The sequence below is a fragment of the Neobacillus bataviensis genome (genome assembly GCF_019969725.1).
The window spans coordinates 237,785-256,925 of sequence record NZ_JAHXYW010000001.1 but is presented as its reverse complement, the minus strand read 5'-3'; the positions used below and the strand labels follow the sequence as shown (position 1 = coordinate 256,925).

The following is a 19,141-nucleotide window of genomic DNA, read 5'->3' as shown; positions in this document are numbered from 1 at the left end:
ATATGGGCAACAGTCTAGGTGAAAATATGAAATCCTAGAATAGAGTAATAGTAATAATTAAATGAAGGTGAACCATTGTGTTTATATTTAATCAATAACAAATGTGCCATTTGCAAAAGGAAGGTAAAACCTCTTAGAACCTATATCAATGATAAAGGTGAAACTTTAAAAGTATGTATTCCTTGCTCGGAATACGCAGAAAGACGTGCTTATCGATTTAAAAAGTAAACAGCCAGGCTGATAGCCTGGCTGCTTGATTTTAAAAATTATTCTCTGCTAAAATCGGCTTCTTTTAATGGTACCACTTTTGACTTTTTAGTTATTTTATAGCCTAAATAACCCAATATAAATAGTGGCAGTCCAATATAGGAAACAGCAATTCCATACCAGTCAATCTTAGCGCCGATAAAGGCTCCATAATTGGTTCCGAGCATGGCAATTAAACATAACACTGTTGCTAAAATTGGGCCTAATGGGAACCATTTTGCTAAATATGGCAGTTCCTTAAAATCTCTGCCTTGAGCGACAAAGGCTTTTCGGAAGCGGAAATGAGTGATGGAAATACTTAACCAAGAGAGATATCCAGCTAAGCCTGCCGCATTCAATAACCAAGAATAAACGGTACCGTCACCAAATAGGGAAGTCAGGAAGCAAAGCATACCAACTAATGTCGTAATATATAAAGCATTTACTGGTACGCCGCCTTTATTTACTTTTTTCAAAAAGGCTGGAGCTTTACCTTCCTCCGCCAATACCCATAGAACACGTGATCCAACATATAGAGATGAGTTTCCGGCAGATAATACAGAAGTAAGAATGACAGCATTCATAGCTGCCGCCGCAAATGCAAGTCCTGCATGCTTAAATACAAGTGTGAACGGACTAACGGCAATATTATCAAGATCTCCGCCTAATAGATTCGGATCCTTATAGCTGATTAATGCACCAATAATGAAAATGGCTAAGACATAAAACAATAGAATGCGCCAGAAGATTTGCTTAATCGCTTTAGGGATATTTTTCTCTGGGTTTTCACTTTCCCCAGCTGCAACCCCAACCATTTCCGTTCCTTGGAATGCAAATCCCACAACCATGAAGACACTGAAAATCGACATTAGACCTCCTTTAAATGGAGCCTCACCTTTCGTGAAGTTGTCAAAACCGCCAGTGTGGCCATTCATAATTCCAAAAATCATCAATAAACCGACAGCGATAAAAATGATGATAGTTGCCACTTTGATAAAGGAAAACCAAAATTCTGATTCCCCATAGCCTTTTACAGATAATACATTAAGACCAAAAATAAGGGCAAGGAATAGGGCACTCCAGACGATTCCTGGAACATCCGGCAGCCAGTATTTCATAATTAAAGCTGAAGCTGACAATTCAAGTGCAAGAATGATCGCGTTGTTATACCAATAGTTCCAACCAACAGCAAAACCTAAAGCAGGGTCGACAAATCTGGCAGTATATGTACTAAATGAACCAGAAATAGGAATAAATGCAGCCATCTCTGCAAGGCTTGTCATTAAGAAATAAACCATAATCCCTGCGATAAGATAAGCAGCTAAAGCACCGCCAGGACCGGCATCATGAATGGTCGTCCCACTTGCTAAAAACAGACCGGTTCCAATTGTTCCGCCAATGGCGATCATCGTTAAATGTCTTGTTTTAAGCTTACGCTCTAAATGCTCTTTTTCTGGTAAGGAGGATTGTACAACAACGTCAGATTTACGTGCAGAATTTTGCATAGATACACCTCTTTTATAATGAAATAATAATAGCTAGTTTAAATGATAGATCGGTAGATGTTAATTGAAAATCTTCACACTCAATGTTTCACCAAACTCATGAGTGATAGCGTTTACAATAATTTCGGTTACACTTATTCATTGAAAACATTTAAGCTGGTATACATTTTTTCTAATTTTTGTTGATGGTTTTGGACCCGTTCCTGGTCTTTTTCGTGGATCCCTTCAATAATCAAATCTACTAAGCTGATAACTGATGCGATTGAATTGCTGCCAGTTTGGGCATTCTCCTCTGTGGTTAGGACAATATTTGCAATTCTTCCAACAGGAGAAAGCAGGCGATCGGTTACGGCAATTAAACATATATCATTTTCAGCTACGTATTCAGCTAATTTAATAGTGTCATTGGAGTATCTCGGAAAGGAAAAAACGACCACTACTGAGTCCTTCGTAAGGTTTGAAAATTTTTCTAGAAATTCTCCAGTTGGTGAACACAATGTTACATGATCTCTAATGGAGCTGAGCATATAGGAAAACCAGTAGGCAGCAGCATGGGAAAGCATATGTCCGGCAATTAATACTTGATCTGCCTTGATAATGGTATCAACGGCTTTCCAAATTTCTTCGACATTTGTTCGATTAATTAATTGCTTTAAGAGTTGGATTTCGTTTAAAATTACTCTTTTAAACGGGTCGCTGTATCTGAAAGGCAAGCGGTTACTATTTTCAGAATCTGCTTGATTATCCTGAAGGAGCCCTTGTTGAATCGTCGTTTGCATTTCGCTAAAACCCTCAAATCCTAATGCATAAGATAATCGTATTACGGTGGTTTCACTTACGGCTGCCTGCCGGCCAATCTGAAAGGCCGTTTTGAAGGCCGCTTGATTGAGGTTTTCACTCAGATATTTGGCCACTTTTTTTTGACCTGCTGATAAGTCGGAGAACTTATTCCGAACCAATTGTTGAAAAGAGTCCCTTTCCATTCTTCCGTCCTTTCCAAATGAAGGAAATCCTTCATTTATTTTCTTTGGTGCAGTCAATCCTTTTTCTGTTATATACACTATCATAAGTTAGTTAAAATGAGAAGGAGTATTTTTATTTTTTAGATTATTTTGATTAACATAAGAAAATGGAATTTATCAGTCTGCAGATTTCGGACTAGATAATAACGGGGAAATCAATGATAATAGAAGGAATTAAACAAATAGGGAAGTGGAAAATTTGAATCGGTGTGGCTGGGTAAATAAGGATCCATTATATATCCATTATCATGACGAGGAATGGGGAGTGCCTGTCTATGATGACCGTTTGCTGTTTGAGTATTTAAATCTTGAGGGAGCTCAGGCTGGTCTAAGCTGGTATACGATTTTGAAAAAGCGGGAGAATTATCGAAAGGCTTTTGATCATTTTGAAGCAGAAAAAATTATTACATATGATGAAAAAAAGATTGAGGAGCTTTTACTGAATGAAGGAATAGTTAGAAATAAGCTGAAAATCAATGCGGTAATTACGAACGCAAAAGCGTATTTGAAGATCGTAGAGGAATTTGGCTCCTTCAGTCAGTATATCTGGTCTTTTGTAGGTGGCAAACCAATTCAAAATCACTTTAAGGAATTAAAAGATGTCCCTGCATCCACGGAAATCAGCGACAAATTAAGCAAGGATTTAAAAAAACGAGGTTTTAAATTTGTCGGCACTACAATTTGTTATGCGTTTATGCAGGCTGTTGGAATGGTAAATGATCATATCATATCGTGTGAGTGTTATCAAAAAACAGCACTAACGAAGTAAAAAAGGCGATAATCTCTGTGAGGAGATATCGCCTTTTATCTATTTACTTAACTTGTTTTCCAAAAGGAAATCTGAAGATGGCAGTGTAATAATTTTCCCACCAATTTGAACATGAATGGTATCGTTAAATATGGCCTTAACAATTCCTTTTAAAGAAATTGTAGAATTAACCGAGATTTTTTTTGATTCAGAATGATTTGCCAAATTAACCAACACCTTTCAAAAATGTTATTTTATCTATTATATATGATGGAAAGTAAAGAATGCGAGAAAAAATATCAGAAAAATGAAAAAATTATTAGATATTTTCAAATGGCAATTTATTTTGCCTCCTTAAAGGATACATCAATTTGAATAATTTCAGAACGGCTGCCAATTCGAAGCGGGGGACCCCAAAAACCAAAGCCTGATGACACAATCGTATGGAGCTGATTTTTCTTCAAATAACCCCAGTCTACTTCAAACATTCTTCTTGTTATCAGATGGTTTGGGGCCAATTGTCCACGATGAGTATGCCCTGACATTAGAAGGTCGACTTGATTTTTCTCTGCCTGAATGAGATCCGATGGTTGATGATCCATCATAAGGATCGGAAGTGTATTAAGTGTATCAGATAATAAGTCAGAAATAGACATTCGATTACGATCGGTTTTGTCTTTCCGGCCTGCTAAATAAAAGCTGTCAGCAATTGTGATTACTTCATCTAGTAATATAGTAATACCGATCTGTTCCATTTCCTGCAAAAACCGTGGAATTCCTCCTCCATAATATTCATGATTTCCTAGAACTCCATATACGCCTAATGGAGCAGATAGCAGCTTCAATACATCTCCCATTTTCTTTTGGATAAATGGCTCAGGGTCATCGTCAATGATGTCACCCGGCAATAATATGATATCGGGATTAAGGGAGTTCACTTCGCGAACAAGCCTCCTGGCATGCTCTAAACCTGACAATCTGCCAAAATGCATATCGGATGCCATCGCGATTCTAAGATTCGAAAGATTACTTGTTTGATTTGGAATGGAAATAGAAAACTTACGAACAATCGGGCTGTATGCGTTATAGCTGCCATAAATAAACACAATAAGAAATGCCGAAAATACGATACTTCCTATCCAATTAACGACAGCAAGTGAAGGAAAATTGAAAAATATCAAAATCAACCCAACAAGGTTCGCAAGTGGAAGGAAAAGGACAGCGTATTGAAGGAAGCCAAACCAATAAGCACCCACTACTTTAAAAATGGCCATTTTTTTCAGAAAATAACCAATAAGGTAGGAAAATGATATTAGTCCAACAATGAATCCATAAATCCATTTGTCCTGTAGTCCAAATGCAGAATGTAGCCAAACCTATCCATTTCAGCCAATATAAAACGTTAACGCTGAATAGAGAGTAATCATTAGCGTAAAACTTATGATCCGTTGATTCATAAAAAACTCCCTTATTTAGGTTTCATTAGGCATAAATACCTGAAATGTAGTTCAAGTATTGCATGAACGTTTTTTGAAGTCAATTAATCTACACTAGGGTATTGGGAAGCAAAAATAATTGGGTCACGTAGAAGTTTTCTACGTGACCCTTGTTTATGTTTAAGTCTTCTTTTGGTTACTTAGACCATCAAAATGTAATCCCGTTTGCCCTTTTTTCAATATAGTTTATGTGTAATTTCCGGTCTAATTCTGTAAGCATTCGCTGGTATTTTTGATGCTCTCGCTCTCTTCGTTGTTCAACCTTCATCCTGACTCGATGGTTCCTCCGATAAACCTCGTAACAAACTCCATGGGCTTTCATCATCGCTTTTTCCATTTCATTTGTGTAATTCAGCTTTAAATAATGAATAACGAATCCCTCCGGTTAATTTCGCTTTGAGCGATTATTTGTAGTGCACAGTTTTAATCTTAGCATTCAGATTTTGAATGCACAAAGTCGATATAAGGGGGTCAGGCGGGGGATATTGGACTGAGATGGAATCTCAATAAAATACCTCGTGGATGCTTAAAGATTGAACCAAATCCTTCCTTTAAGAGCATGTATTGTAAAAATTGGGTATTTGGACAATCTTGAATAATGAAACAGTCAAATCATAAGAACGTCTAATATAGTAAGAAATAAATCATCAACTGAAAGGAAGAAAGCGTATGTTCCTTTTTATAATTTTTCTTTTTGGACTTCTCTTACCATTCCTCTTGATGAAATTTAAGTCCAAATGGGCGAAATGGATTCCTGCCCTTCTATTTCTAATTGGTACCTTCATTATGGGAATTAAAGCGTGGATCTTTCCAGGGCCAGAGATGTCAGCATTAGGAGACCTTATCTATTTTATGATTCTTGGCTCTGCCACAATAGGGGCCATTATCGGTGCGATAATTGTGGGGGTTATGAAGAGGTAAAGAGCTATCTGTTAGCTCTTTTTTTATTTTGGCTGAGTAAAGCTCATTGTTGATTTTTTCTGTAGTCTTAAATGCACTTAGATTCCAAAGAGTTAAACTTTAGTAAAAGGGAATCGATCTCAGGCATGCGATAGAAATAAAGTAATATAATGGATTCGGATAGACAATGTCACACCATCTTCATCGAATTACGGTACCGGGGTATGATATAATGACGAAAAAGGAGGCGGTCTTGATGTCTTTAGAACTTGGCAAAGAAGAAGAATCCTGCTGTGAACCTGAAGGGAGCCATCGGAAAAGCCACCATTCAGATAAAGTAAAGAACAATCTGATTACAAGGTTAAACCGGATTGAAGGTCAAATTCGCGGTATTAAGGGACTTATCGAGAAAGATACGTACTGTGATGACGTAATCAACCAAATTTCCGCCACCCAATCGGCACTAAATAGTGTTGCCAAGGTATTACTTGAAGGACATATGAAAAGCTGTGTCGTGGAGCGAATCCAAGATGGGGATTATGAGGTTTTGGATGAGGTCTTGACAACAATCCAAAAATTAATGAAAAAATAATGGAGGAATCAAAATGGAAAATGTAACGTTAAATGTCAGCGGAATGTCTTGTGGTCATTGTGTGAAAGCCGTAGAGGGCAGCGTCGGAGCTCTTCAAGGAGTTAAAAAAGTGGCAGTTAAACTTGACAAGGGCCAAGTAGATGTAGAATTTGACGCGAATGTCGTATCCATAAACACTATTAAAGAAACTATTGATGATCAAGGATACGATGTTAAATAAAGATAACAAAAAAACGAACCGGTGGGTTCGTTTTTTTTTTTGAATATTTATGTCAGTCCTAATGCCAGGTTGGAAGGAATAATTCAAAAAAACGTCGAATACTATATTTTAAATATTCAGATAATTGTGAGGTGGGGTATATTAAGGCCACAAAAATAATTTTATGGTTGGTATCCTTGCTATTACTCGGATTTAGCTTTTACGTATACTCACAATTTTATGGAACACCATGGGAGAAACAACAACAAGAGATGAATATGGAAAAATATTTAGAAAAAAAATACCATCATGATTTTGCCATAAAGAAGACTAGATATAACTTTTTAAGTGAAACCTATCAGGCCTATGCTTATCCACGAAAACAATCCCAACTCCTATTCCTGGTCGAACAATCTCCAAATTCGAAAGAAGGCTATTCAGATACCTATTATAAAGTAAAATAAATGACCCTGGTGAATAAAACCGGGGTCATTCTATTTTTAAAAATAGTAAAATAAGCCTATAAAACTTTCGAAATTAAATTAGGAATTTTCCCAAGTAGCACTGAATAGTTATAAAGTACCGTCAAATAGAAAAAAAACCCAAGAATAGAAAAGGAAGTTTACACTCCAGGAGTCGGAATGGTCCTTTTGGAGTATTTTTTGATAGGGAGGTTTGACCTTCCTGATGACGGCCATAGTCCACCATGAGGAAAAGAAAAAAATCTGATCTTTAATGTGCGTAAAGGAGGAAAACATGAAGAGAAGAGATTTTGTAAAGTATGCGGGGGGCGGCATTGCATCATTAATTGTAGGGAGCGTCATGCCGTCATGGATCTCCAAAAACCCGCTGCTAGCCACTGCAAAACAAGTACAAGAACTTAATTTTACCATAACGGATGCCGTAAAGGATATGGCAACACACAATTCAATAAACAAGGCACAATGTTACTTTTGGTTCTATAAAGAGAAAACTTTCCCAGCAGAGGTTCCAGGTCCTCATATTTTTACAACGGCTGGCACTACAGTAAAAGTTACACTAACCAATTCCCTCGATGAACCTCATGCGTTTTACATAAGCGGATTGGTAGATAGTGGACCTATTCGACCAGGAGAAACAAAAACAATCGAATTTACCCCACAAACAGCGGGGAGTTATTTATATTACGACAATTTAAACGCCCCTGTGAACCGGGTGATGGGACTTCACGGGGCATTAGTAGTCATGCCAAGTAAGGCAGTAAGCGGACATCGATTCACCCCATATACTAATCCAACTCCTTTTGTCCAACAGCTATTTGATGATTTTGGTTCAACTGAACATTTCCCAGGATTAGCATGGGAGCAAGGGGATGATGCCACCCATACCCCCGCATTTAGACAATATGTTTGGGTGCTTCATGAGGCAAGCTCCCGTTTGTTTGAAGAGGTAGGGAAATATACACCTGGAAAAGATTATCCGGCAGCCCAGTTCATGAAAGCATTTCAATATGACCGGTACAGGCCGGATGGATTAAACAAAAAACCTGAATTCTTCACAATTAATGGACATTCAGGCTGGTTTGCCGCCCATAATCCTTATATTACCCCGAACCATAGGGTTGGAGAACCAGTTGTAGTCAGGATTTTAAATGCAGGGCTGTCCATGCATTCTTTACACATTCATGCAAACCACGTCTACCGAATTGGGGTAAATGGCGTTGTTCAAGAGAATCCGATTTGGATGGACACTTTAACGGTTGATCCGCTGGAGATATATGAATGGGCCGTTCCGTTTATTCGTCCGCCTGATGTTCCGAATGAGCGTGGAATAGGGCTTCCTGATAAACCGTTAATGTCCATCCCGAATCCAAGGATTGTCGGTTCTACCCCTCACCCGGTATGGCCACCAACGGAGGAAATAAACATACACATGCCAGACATTGGTGAAAAGGTCGGTGATTATGATCTCGCTGTTCAACTTTCACCAATTTGTTATCCAATGCATGACCACTCGGAAGCAAGCCAATCTTCGCAGGGCGGTAACTACGGTCTGGGAATGATGAGTGGAATTCATTTTATTGGAGATCGGAATACACCAGGAGGAGTAACGACTTTTCCGAATGCTCCAACCTATCATGGTCCGAAAGAAACTGGGGGGGCTGCAGGCCCACAAATGGGCATGGATGGATCCCATACCATGACATCCAATAGCACAAACACAAATGCAAGAACGCAGATAATTAATAACCCAACTAACACCAATCCCGTAAAGAATGAACACCAATTACATGGAAACTAGGAAAAAGAATCATACTCTAGAAAAATATTTTTGAATGGCCAAAGGAGAAATGCTATGTCATCATCTAAACCAGGTTATCAAATCCCACGCAGGTCAGTAAAAGGCCATGAGGCCAGCTGGGTAAAATCATTCAATCCACCAAAAGCCAGTCCGCCCACGCCGGAGCTTTTAGCGCCGACAAATCCTGTACCTGCCTTTGTTGCTGCAAATATTCCGGGTGCCTCCATGCTGATTCCGAATACGCAAAGGGTTGATTTGATGCATGGCACGGATTTAAAAACGTGGGATGGAAAGAAACTGGAATTCTTTCTTATTGCCAATCCCGATGTACCGGAAGCAGCAGAGGGGATCTTTCCAGGCCCAACAATCCGTGTTCCCCGTGGTGTTGTTTTTCATAGCCAGGTTAAAGGACATGGGCAGCCGCCGCATACGGTTCATTGGCATGGCATTGAACCAACTGCAATGAATGATGGGGTGGGGCACTGCTCTATGGAGATAGGGGACTACGCCTATCAATGGCAGCCGAATCATATTGGCAGTTACTTTTACCATTGCCATAGGAACACCCTTCAGCATTTTGAATATGGCTTATATGGTTTTCTTATTATTGAGCCGCCAGATGCGTATGATCCTACAGATGGGAAAAATGTAGGTGGTTACCCACGCCGGACAGCCGCGAATCTTACAAATTTCCCGAAATTCCCTGGATTTATTGGCGGCAGTCTTGAAAGCGGTGATCCACATGCGATGACGGTTCCATATGATGTCGAGGCCTTATGGGTCATTGACGACATTGATTCCATCTGGCGTGAACAGGCACAGGATGCACACCAGACCTTCCCTGAGCATGGGGATGAGCCTGGTATCAATGATGAATTTCACTTTAATGACTCTGGAAAGTACAATTTCTTTGCCTTTAATGATTACAATCCAGATTATTTTGTAGTTACCGGTGAATATTTCCCTGGCCGTGTTGGGGGGACTGCGACTATGCGCTCTGGTGTGACCGTACCGGCCGCCTATAATAGCGGAGTTGAGGGAATGCAGGTTTCCATCAATGCAAAGATCAACCAGACAGTCCTAGTTCGGATGCTATGTGCCGCATATGTGAAAATCAATATCACGTTCCCGGTGGATGTCGTCGTGATTGCCTGTGATGGACGTTCCTTCGGTGTTCCTCCGTATGGTAAATATAATCATCCTTACACGCTTAAGGCAGGTACTCCGTTTGAGATGAGTACGGCACAAAGGTGTGATGTGTTATTCAGGACAGAAAAACCAATGAACACCTTTGCTCAAGTAGAATATAGACATCATTTAAGCGATGCTTTTCTTTTAAATGGCAGGATTCCGATTACAATTAAGTAAAAATTGACAGACAGCCTCCCAGGCGAAAGGGGGGCTTTTTTAAAGGACATTTGTACTAGTTATTTCCTATCTTGAATAAATCTTTTTATCAGAATTTTCTAATTTAAAGAGGATTTGTAAAAGATTGTGAGAATTAAAATAGATAATATTTCTAAATTACTAGGAAAAAAGAAGGGGGTACATTTTTGGGCAAGTTAATCTTATTATTATTCACTGCCTTTTTGTTGATCCCATGTATTGCGAGTGCGCATACGCAGCTAACAGCTTCCACCCCGGCCGAAGGAGTTATTATTTCTGACGAGCTTAAAGAGATTACGCTAAGCTTTGCGGAAAAAATTGAAAATCTTAGTACTATGAAACTCCTAAGGGATAGTACGGAAATTCCTTTTAATCAGGTTCAAATCCAAGGGGCAACAATGAAAGGGATATTACCAGAACCGTTGGAAAATGGGTCATATCGTATTCAATGGAATATTGCAGGAAATGATGGACATCCAATCACAGGTGAAATAAATTTTCAGGTTCAAAGGGAGCAAGTCAATCAGAGCAAGAATGCACTGACTGCTAATCAAGAGGAGATCACCCTTGATGAGGACAACCCAATCATGCCTGCCGTTACTAACAATGAGGAAAAATTAGAAAAAAGCAGTTTAGAGCCACAGGAAAAGAATTCAAATTGGATGATTGTTATGTTAATTATCGGCTTTTTAGTCATCCTAGGTTTGGCAGTAATTTTGTCATTTAGAAAGAAGTGAGCCTAAATGAGCTACCTAATTCCCTTTACTGAATTTGGCCAGTATATATTATTTTCTTTATTGGCAGGGCATGTTGTACTGCTGTTTGTTCCGGAAAACAAAATACCTTCCACTTTTATTTCTAAACCTGTTTTGCTGCTTTGCACGCTTGGAATTATCGTTTGTACGTTTGCCCCAATTTTACAAGCTGTCCTTTATTATAAAAACAGTTTTGGCTTACTATCTGCCACAGTTTCTGTCATTACCGGCTTTCAAATTGGCCGGGCGTGGATCTTTTTATGTCTTTTTTCGCTGTTTTTATGGGTAACCATTTATGTAAATGGTTCTAAATTTTTTCGGGCGCAGTGGCTGCTATTAATGATTTTTGCAATTGGTAATGCTGGTCATGCAGCATCCCTAGCTTTCTGGCCAGGAATATTAGCCCATACAATCCATTTTCTCGCGATGACGATATGGGTGGGGTTATTACTAAATGTTGGCTGGTTTTCTCGGGATCGTGATAAATGGCCCAACTTTTTACGCTGGTTCACACCACTTGCCATGGGATGTTTCATCATCATTGTCATTAGTGGATTTTTCCTCATGTTTTTTGTAATGAAAAGCGGGCAATATTTAAACAGTTGGCAGGTACCATACGGAAGAATGTTACTTTTGAAACACATCAGCATTATTCCTGTCTTGGCTTTTGCCTTCATAAACGGCTTTCTATCCAAAAAATCTACGAAACTGTCAAACTTCAATCCTCGAACATGGTTAAGAGCTGAAAGTATTATTTTAATGATTGTGTTTTTTTGCACCGGGGTATTAGGAACTTTATCCCCTCCGTATGAAGTGTCCAGTGGTTTTTCTACAGCGGCGAAACCAACCTGGATGGATTGGCTTCTGGCAAAAAATATAATTCCCTTCAGCAAAGTAGAACTTGCACCAACCGTTCCATCAGCAATATTGATGCTGATCTCATTGCTATTTTTATCCCTTATCCTTTTAAGCTTTAAAAAAACGAGTGTCGCCTTTGCTATTGTTTTTGCTATTAGTTTTATACTCACAATATATTTAGGACTAATGTACTCTGTAACAATAACAATATAGGCGAAAGGATGATAAAAGTAATATTAGATAAGTCCTAAACATATAAATTTTTGTAGTGTTTTAATCAGTTATTTATGCTATTAATTTTAAACTGCTTATTGGGAAACTTTTATCATATTAATAGAAGGTGAAGTGGTCAAATTTTGAATAAAAAGTCACTGTTTATACTTGTTTTTAGCTTAATTATTTTAATGACCATTTCTGCAATATCTGTAGGTATCATCATGAAATCATCTCAGCCGCCGCAAAAGCTTGCCCTTGAGAAGTCTGGCAAGGCACCAGAGATGGTGGCGGCCACCAATCAAAGTCTTTCAAGTGCCGAGGTCTCTTCATCCAACCACCATGATCCATCGCAATCGAACAAACAAAACTATACCATTTTACGAACAAAAGCTACTCAGGGGGGAACCCCAACCTTAACTGAACTGACAAATAATTTACAAAATAAATGCGAGCCAGCCTCACGTGTTCGTTATTTCGAAATAGTTGCTCTTAATATAGATATGGTTTACAACAAATTTGGTGACCATGATCCAGATGCCAAGATTTATGCCTTAAAAGAAGAGGCTGATGAAATACAAAACTCGATTGCCAGGAATCCAGGCAAACCGGTCAAAGAAGTGCAGCCGCTTACCATTCGGGCGAATAAGGGTGATTGTATTGAGGTTGCTTTTACCAATAAGTTAAAAGAGAAGGCCTCGATTCATATTCAAGGAGTGGGCTATGACGTTAAGGGATCGGATGGTACGGCCGCAGGATATAATCCCGATTCCACCGCCGCGCCAAACACAGAAATTCACTACCACTGGAATGCCGATGAAGAAGGTACGTTCCTTTTTTCCAATGGTGCAGACTTTACTTATTTTACGGACCCTGCCCATGGTAAAGGAACTATGGGAGATGGCTTATTCGGTGCATTAATTGTTGAACCAGAAGGAGCCAAATGGACGGACCTGCAAACCGGGGAAGAGATAAAGAGCGGACTATACGCTAATATTGAACTCCCTAATCAACCGGATTTTCGAGAATATGCTTTATTTTTCCATGATGGTGTTGACGCAATCGCCGGCAGCACCGCACCGCCTCCACCTAAACCGCAAGAGGAAGAAAACCCTATTCCAGAGCCGCCAGATGGAGATGGACAGGAAGTGAATGGTATTGAAAAAGAACTTTATGCGGTTAATTACCGAGCTGAGCCATTAGATGAACGAATGCAAAACGCTTTAACCGAAGATGGAAAAGATGCGACGATGTTCTATTCTTCATGGGTATATGGGGATCCTGCAACCCCAATTACCCCTGCCTACATTGGTGATCCGATTAAATTTAGAATAATTGGTGCCAATCAAGATGAAAACCATGTGTTCCATCTCCATGGGCACCGCTGGAAAAGTGAAACGAAAAAGACAAATACGGTGGACTCAGAAACCCTGAATATCGGGAGTGCCGAAACGCTCGATTTGACCAATAATGCCGGCTATATTCAGGATGGTAAAGGGGCACCAGGTGATTATTTATGGCATTGTCATTTGTTTCCTCATTATTTACAAGGAATGTGGGGACTGTTAAGGGTTTTTGATAAATTACAACCTGATTTATTGCCGCTTAAGGATAGAAAGGCTCCAGAAAGTCCAACCGAAGCGAACCCAGGATTTCCGAAATACATTCCGGGAGAATTAGGGAAACAAGCTCCAAAGCCTCCGGATCCTGAGTTGCGTCCGCCAACAGAGGGTGAAAAAGCAGCATTAGGGGCTTTGGTTCCAGGGGCGCCCAATTTTGACCGCTGTCCAAAGAATGCTCCCGTTCGAAAATATAACATTGTAGGGATTGAAACGGACATTGTCTACAATAACGCGGGAGATCATGACAAGGAAGGCAGGATGTATGTCCTCGCAGAAGATGAGGCCAAGATCTTAAACGGAACCTTGAGGCCTCGCCCACTGGTTATTCGCGCCAATGAAGGGGACTGCGTCGAAGTGACATTGGAAAACCATTTGTATAAGGCAAAAGAGCCTAACAGGCTTTCAATCCATATCCATTTTGTTGGCTTTGATCCGCTTGGGTCAGATGGAACAGCGGTCGGCTGGAACTATAATCAAGGTGTTCTACCAGGTGAAAAAATTCGTTATCGCTGGTACGCCGATGAAGAGGGGAATATTTTCTTCCATGACCATATGTCGGCTGGCGAAAAAGGCTTTCATGGGACGTTCGGGGCATTAATAGTAGAACCAAAAGGCTCAAAATGGCTCAATCCCAAGACAGGACTGGAAATTCAATCAGGAACGGAAGCCATGATTGTCCCGCCTAATAAAGAGGATTTTCGTGAGCAGGTCCTCTTATATCACGATTTTGCCCGGATGTGGGATAAAAACGGAAAATTACTTCCATTAGAGGCAGATCCTTCGGAAGTATATAAAGCCCATGGGTATGCCGCGGTCAATTACTCGAACGAGCCATTCTTTAGGAGAAATAATGCGGATCCAGCTTATGTATTCAGTTCTTGGGTTCATGGTGACCCGCAAACACCTATTATTGAAGCCTACCCTGGCGATCCGATTAAAATCCGGTTAATTCAAGGCGCCCATGAAACGCAGCATAACTTTAATGTTCACGGATTGAATTGGAAAAAAGAATCGGGAAACAAGGACTCAGAGATAACATCTACCCAATCGATTGGAATGTCAGAACAGTTCTCCATGGATATTCAGCCGAATCCAGTCGGAGTCAAACAACGGGATTATTTATGGTCATCGCAGCCAATCGAGGATTTATGGAGCGGATTATGGGGTTTTGTGAGAGTTTGGGGTGAGCAAAATGCCGGCTTGAAGAGCCTGCCGGACCGTCTAGTATTGAAAACGAAAACAGAACCAGAAAAAGTGAAACAAATGAAAAAAACCAATCGTAATCCGATAAAACCGAAGAGTACCGGCAATCCATGCCCGCCTTCGGCGCCGGTGAAAAAATTTGATGTGACTGCTTTTATGAAGGATATTCAGTATAACAAAGCGGGGGACCATGATCCATTTGGAATCATGTTTGCGTTAACTCAAGATGTTTCCGCCATTCTAAAAGGCCAAAAAAGTGGCGAGCCCCTTGTCATCCGGGCTAATGAAGGTGAATGCATTCAAGTGACGTTGAAAAATAATTTGCCTTTTAAACCTCCAGTAAATAGGAATGACCCAGACTTGCTAATGGCAGGGCAGGTATATTGGAAAAATTCAAACCGTGTTTCCCTTCACCCGCAAATGGTCCAATACGATGTCCAGGGGTCGGATGGTGCAACCATAGGCTATAACTATGATCAAACCATCGGTCCTGGAGAATCGATTACCTATAATTGGTTTGCAGACAAAGAATACGGGGGCACGATCCTTTATGATTATGGAGACATTCGCAGCCATCGATTGCACGGCGCCTATGGGTCGCTCATCATAGAACCGAAGGGTTCTCAGTACAGAGATCCGATGACCGGGAAAACCTTATTATCCGGCGCTCGTGCTGATATCCTCCTCCCTGATAAACCCGATTTCAGGGAACAGGCGCTTATGTTTTCAGATGGACTTTTTACAATCGGAAAAGATGGCAGTGCGCCAACACCGGGTGAAGTAGATCCAAAAACGGGAGAACATGCAGATATGGAAGACCGTGGTGAAAAGGGGATCAATTATAGCTCTGAGCCGTTTAAACATCGTCTGGCTGCCAACCTAGATAAATCACTCGTGTTCAGCTCGGTTATTCATGGTGACCCTTCAACTCCGATTCCAGAAGGCTATGTAGGGGACCCAATTCGATTAAGAGTAATGCAGACAGCTGACCGTTCAAGAGGAAGCGTCTTTACGCTCCATAGCAATCGATGGCATTATCAGTGGACCGATCCTAATTCCAAGCTTGTATCGAGTCAAGGTTCGCTGACAACCGGAGAATCACTGGATATTATCCCGATTCAAAAAGAAGGTTACCTAAATCCGGCAGGTGATTATCTCTATCGCGAGATGAAACTGAGACGATATTTAGAAGGCGGCTTATGGGGAATTCTCCGCATTCATGACAAGCCGAAAAGCCAATTGCTCTCGCTTCCTGACCGACAGCCTAGCCCACCTCTAAATGTAAGAGAAGGGAAACAATCGAAAACTATTGTTTGGGATATCTCGATAAGCAAAGATATTATTGGTTACAACATCTATCGGAAAGCGATTCTTGAAAAGGATTTTAAGAAGGTTAATAGAGAGAGTATTAATACGAATTCATTTGCTGAAACAGATCCGCTGTCGCCGAAAAATTATTATTATGCCGTTACCGCGGTTGACCGTTATGGAAATGAATCGCCATATAGCAAGGAAATAATGATCAGTCTATCCAGAGTAAAAACCATATGGAGTAAAAAGGAAGAGCTCAATAAAACTGGTCACATATTTAGCTATAAGATCATGCAGCCTAACGAATATCTGGAGATAAAAAATGAGGATTTGAGTTTCCTAGATCCTCTGTTTCAAAATGCAAGAATCGAGATTAATAAGATTGGAAAAGAATATCCAGGTTTCAGTAAATCAGTTGAAGTAAGAGATAAGATTATTTGATTTCCCCATGTTGAAGTAATTTTTCTTAACAATATTTCCATTGTAAAGGTGGGCGGTTAGGGTTGGAACCTAGAAAAAATATTCATTCCAGTAAAAAAATTAAGCGGAAACGAAATCCCTTAAAACGACTATTTATTATGATATTGTCTGCTCTAGTCCTGCTTAGTGGAGGAATCTTCTGGGCAGAAGCTGATACAATTGAGAAACCTACTTTTAAATTGACCAAAGTTGGGCCAATCGATCAAGATAATGGTTTTCCTGTCTGGTATAAAGACGATGATACTAGACTACAGCTTTGTCTTGATGTAAATGATCCTTATTGTGCATTATTACCGGAAGAGATTCCGAATCCAGATGCACCAATTTCTTTAAAAAATAATAATTTTCCCGAAGAAGCCTTTTATCAGTTAGCAGGCTCGGTGATTGACAACCTGCCTAATGACGGCAGGGCAGTTGGAACATTTGCCTTGGAAGCAGCTTTCGGAAATGGGCTGCCAGTAGATGGTGACCAGATCGTCTTCGGCAGGGTCCGTTTCCGAATTGATGGTCTAGTGACTGGCCAAAAATATAAAATCACACACCCATATGGTGTGGACGAATTAGTGGCGACTGCGGCAGATGATAAGGACCCAGCAAATGGGGAAATTCGATTCGTAGAAGATATCGGTCTTTCGGGTGGGTTCAGTGCAGCGATGAATAGTCGAATTGGTTCTTTTTTGGAATGGGATGAAGGCGCCCCTGAAGGTTATGTGGGAGATCCGAATGTGGACCACAAAATTAAGGGCGGCTATAAAAACTATTTCATGATTGAAGGTGTAGGAGTAGGGGCTGATGCTGCCGCTGACAATAAATGTGTCGGGTCAGATGGAATTGAAGCGAACTGTATCAAAACCGATCTATTTAGTTTAATGGGTAAAAAAGCCACAACAGCTGGTGTCGATGTTGTAAGAGCAACCTATAGCCGCAATCTTGATAATGAGGGCAATCCTATTGATGGTGGAACGGTAGATGTTTTTGCTTTTACAGAAGAAGATCAGGCTTACAAGATTGATGTAACCCAAGAAGGTGCGGAAGATAAGTCAATTCGGATGAGGGGATCTAAGGGGAAGTATTTTGCCCGAATTCCATTCACAGGAGATAAACCAAAGAAATTAACCATTACGAATGTATCGGATAAACCAAATTCTATAAAGACTAAAGTCCCTGTTGACAAAGTAACTGGGGAGGCAACGGCAACTTATAATGATCAAACCTTTACCATTACCGTGAAAGCCGATTCAAGTGATAAGGTGAATAAACCGACACTCACTGTTGATGGCTTTGAAGGCACTATAACTGAAAATGGTTTGACGATAAATTCAAGTTATTTACCATCTGACCTTACAATCCATTCTACAGCAGGGGGTTCAGTTACAATTCCAGTAGATGTCACTGGTGAGGCTTCCAGCCCGCCTGTGGCCAATGCCGGGGACCCTATAACGGTCGTTGCTGGAGAAACGGTAACCCTTGATGGTTCGAAATCTACCGGGACATTTGACCAAATTGTTTGGGAACAAATATCCCCGCAAGAACCAAAAGTAGTATTGGAAAAACCAAATGAATTAGTTACAAGTTTTACTGCACAGACTGGAATGGGGGATCTTGACTTCCAATTAACGCTGAAAAATTCGAAAGGGGAAGAATCGACGAGCACAGTAAAGGTTACCGTAAAGGATGCGATGCCGCCGCTTCCTGTGGCAATCGTTGGTCCTAACCAACAAGTTGCCCAAGGAACGGATGTCACCTTGGATGGCAGTGCTTCGACTGATGCACTGACGTACACTTGGAAGCAAACCCAAGGACCTCAAGTGAACCTTGATTTAGCCAATCCTGCTAAACCAACGTTTAAGTTTCCAAAGCAATTTACGACTTTAGAGTTTAGTCTTACCGTAACTGGAAAAGGGGGAACGTCCGCACCAGTAACAGTTCAGATAACGACGGTCAAGGATAAGTTAACAGCACAACCTGCCGAATACCGCACGAGGATTTCGACATGGAGGCTGGATGGCACTTCTGATGTATTTGGACCTGGTGTTAAAGTTACTATTTATCTGGTTGATCCAAATAAGAATGAGAAGGTATTAGGAACTGCTGACGTTGATACTTTAGGTGCATTCAGGTTTAGGGATATAGGTCCATCGTTTGTTGCGGGCAGTACTCTTAAGATCGTATCAAGCTCTGGTGGTATGTTAGAGAATGTTTCTATAGTACGTAAATAGTAATTGAATATATTTTTTCCCATGCATAGAATCTTGAGTTTTCAATGCATGGGAATTTTTTTTCTTTTTCTTCGAACCGTATAGGCGAACATTTCGTTAACTTTTA

Annotated in this window: 13 protein-coding genes and 1 pseudogene; 11 read left to right on the top strand and 3 right to left on the bottom strand. The window is 40.4% G+C overall.

Annotated elements, in window-relative coordinates:
* Positions 1 to 266: 266 nt before the first annotated feature.
* Both LC455_RS01335 and LC455_RS01330 read right to left on the bottom strand, forming a co-directional pair.
* Positions 267 to 1,751 (bottom strand): amino acid permease, encoded by a 1,485-nt coding sequence (locus LC455_RS01335; RefSeq protein WP_223587765.1) that lies wholly within the window; start codon positions 1,749 to 1,751, stop codon positions 267 to 269.
* Positions 1,752 to 1,885: 134 nt separating this feature from the next.
* Positions 1,886 to 2,734, bottom strand: a complete 849-nt coding sequence (locus LC455_RS01330; RefSeq protein WP_223588647.1) for a MurR/RpiR family transcriptional regulator — start codon at positions 2,732 to 2,734, stop codon at positions 1,886 to 1,888.
* A 238-nt stretch (positions 2,735 to 2,972) separates the two neighbouring features.
* On the opposite strand from LC455_RS01330, the gene LC455_RS01325 reads away from it, so the two are divergent.
* Positions 2,973 to 3,542: a DNA-3-methyladenine glycosylase I gene (locus tag LC455_RS01325; protein ID WP_223587764.1), complete on the top strand. Its 570-nt coding sequence runs from the start codon at positions 2,973 to 2,975 to the stop codon at positions 3,540 to 3,542.
* Positions 3,543 to 3,862: 320 nt separating this feature from the next.
* Here LC455_RS01325 and LC455_RS01320 read toward each other — a convergent pair.
* A pseudogene (locus LC455_RS01320) lies at positions 3,863 to 4,948 on the bottom strand (metallophosphoesterase).
* Between the two features lie 738 nt (positions 4,949 to 5,686).
* Between LC455_RS01320 and LC455_RS01310 the strand changes: the two are divergent.
* From LC455_RS01310 to LC455_RS01265, 10 genes are all read left to right on the top strand, one after another.
* Positions 5,687 to 5,938 carry a hypothetical protein gene (locus LC455_RS01310; RefSeq protein ID WP_223587762.1) on the top strand — a complete coding sequence of 84 codons (252 nt, stop codon included), beginning with the start codon at positions 5,687 to 5,689 and terminating at the stop codon, positions 5,936 to 5,938.
* A 235-nt stretch (positions 5,939 to 6,173) separates the two neighbouring features.
* Positions 6,174 to 6,509, top strand: coding sequence for a metal-sensitive transcriptional regulator (locus tag LC455_RS01305; RefSeq protein WP_223587761.1), 336 nt, complete (start codon positions 6,174 to 6,176; stop codon positions 6,507 to 6,509).
* Between the two features lie 13 nt (positions 6,510 to 6,522).
* Positions 6,523 to 6,729 carry a copper chaperone CopZ gene (copZ, locus tag LC455_RS01300; RefSeq protein WP_223587760.1) on the top strand — a complete coding sequence of 69 codons (207 nt, stop codon included), beginning with the start codon at positions 6,523 to 6,525 and terminating at the stop codon, positions 6,727 to 6,729.
* Positions 6,730 to 6,860: 131 nt separating this feature from the next.
* A complete protein-coding gene (locus LC455_RS32050) occupies positions 6,861 to 7,172 on the top strand; it encodes a YfjL-like protein (RefSeq protein WP_440446368.1) in 312 nt (103 codons plus the stop codon).
* 292 nt (positions 7,173 to 7,464) lie between these two features.
* On the top strand, positions 7,465 to 8,988 hold the full coding sequence (locus tag LC455_RS01290; RefSeq protein WP_223587758.1) for a multicopper oxidase domain-containing protein: 1,524 nt from the start codon (positions 7,465 to 7,467) through the stop codon (positions 8,986 to 8,988).
* Positions 8,989 to 9,042: 54 nt separating this feature from the next.
* The gene (locus LC455_RS01285) at positions 9,043 to 10,356 is read left to right on the top strand and encodes a multicopper oxidase domain-containing protein (RefSeq protein WP_223587757.1); all 1,314 of its coding nucleotides are present in this window, start codon (positions 9,043 to 9,045) and stop codon (positions 10,354 to 10,356) included.
* Between the two features lie 185 nt (positions 10,357 to 10,541).
* On the top strand, positions 10,542 to 11,111 hold the full coding sequence (locus LC455_RS01280) for a copper resistance CopC family protein (protein ID WP_223587756.1): 570 nt from the start codon (positions 10,542 to 10,544) through the stop codon (positions 11,109 to 11,111).
* Between the two features lie 6 nt (positions 11,112 to 11,117).
* Positions 11,118 to 12,200, top strand: a complete 1,083-nt coding sequence (locus tag LC455_RS01275) for a copper resistance D family protein (RefSeq protein ID WP_223587755.1) — start codon at positions 11,118 to 11,120, stop codon at positions 12,198 to 12,200.
* A gap of 143 nt (positions 12,201 to 12,343) precedes the next feature.
* Complete coding sequence (locus LC455_RS01270; RefSeq protein WP_223587754.1) at positions 12,344 to 16,777, top strand: multicopper oxidase domain-containing protein; 4,434 nt, start codon at positions 12,344 to 12,346, stop codon at positions 16,775 to 16,777.
* Between the two features lie 62 nt (positions 16,778 to 16,839).
* Positions 16,840 to 19,035 (top strand): PKD domain-containing protein, encoded by a 2,196-nt coding sequence (locus LC455_RS01265; protein WP_223587753.1) that lies wholly within the window; start codon positions 16,840 to 16,842, stop codon positions 19,033 to 19,035.
* Positions 19,036 to 19,141 lie beyond the last annotated feature (106 nt).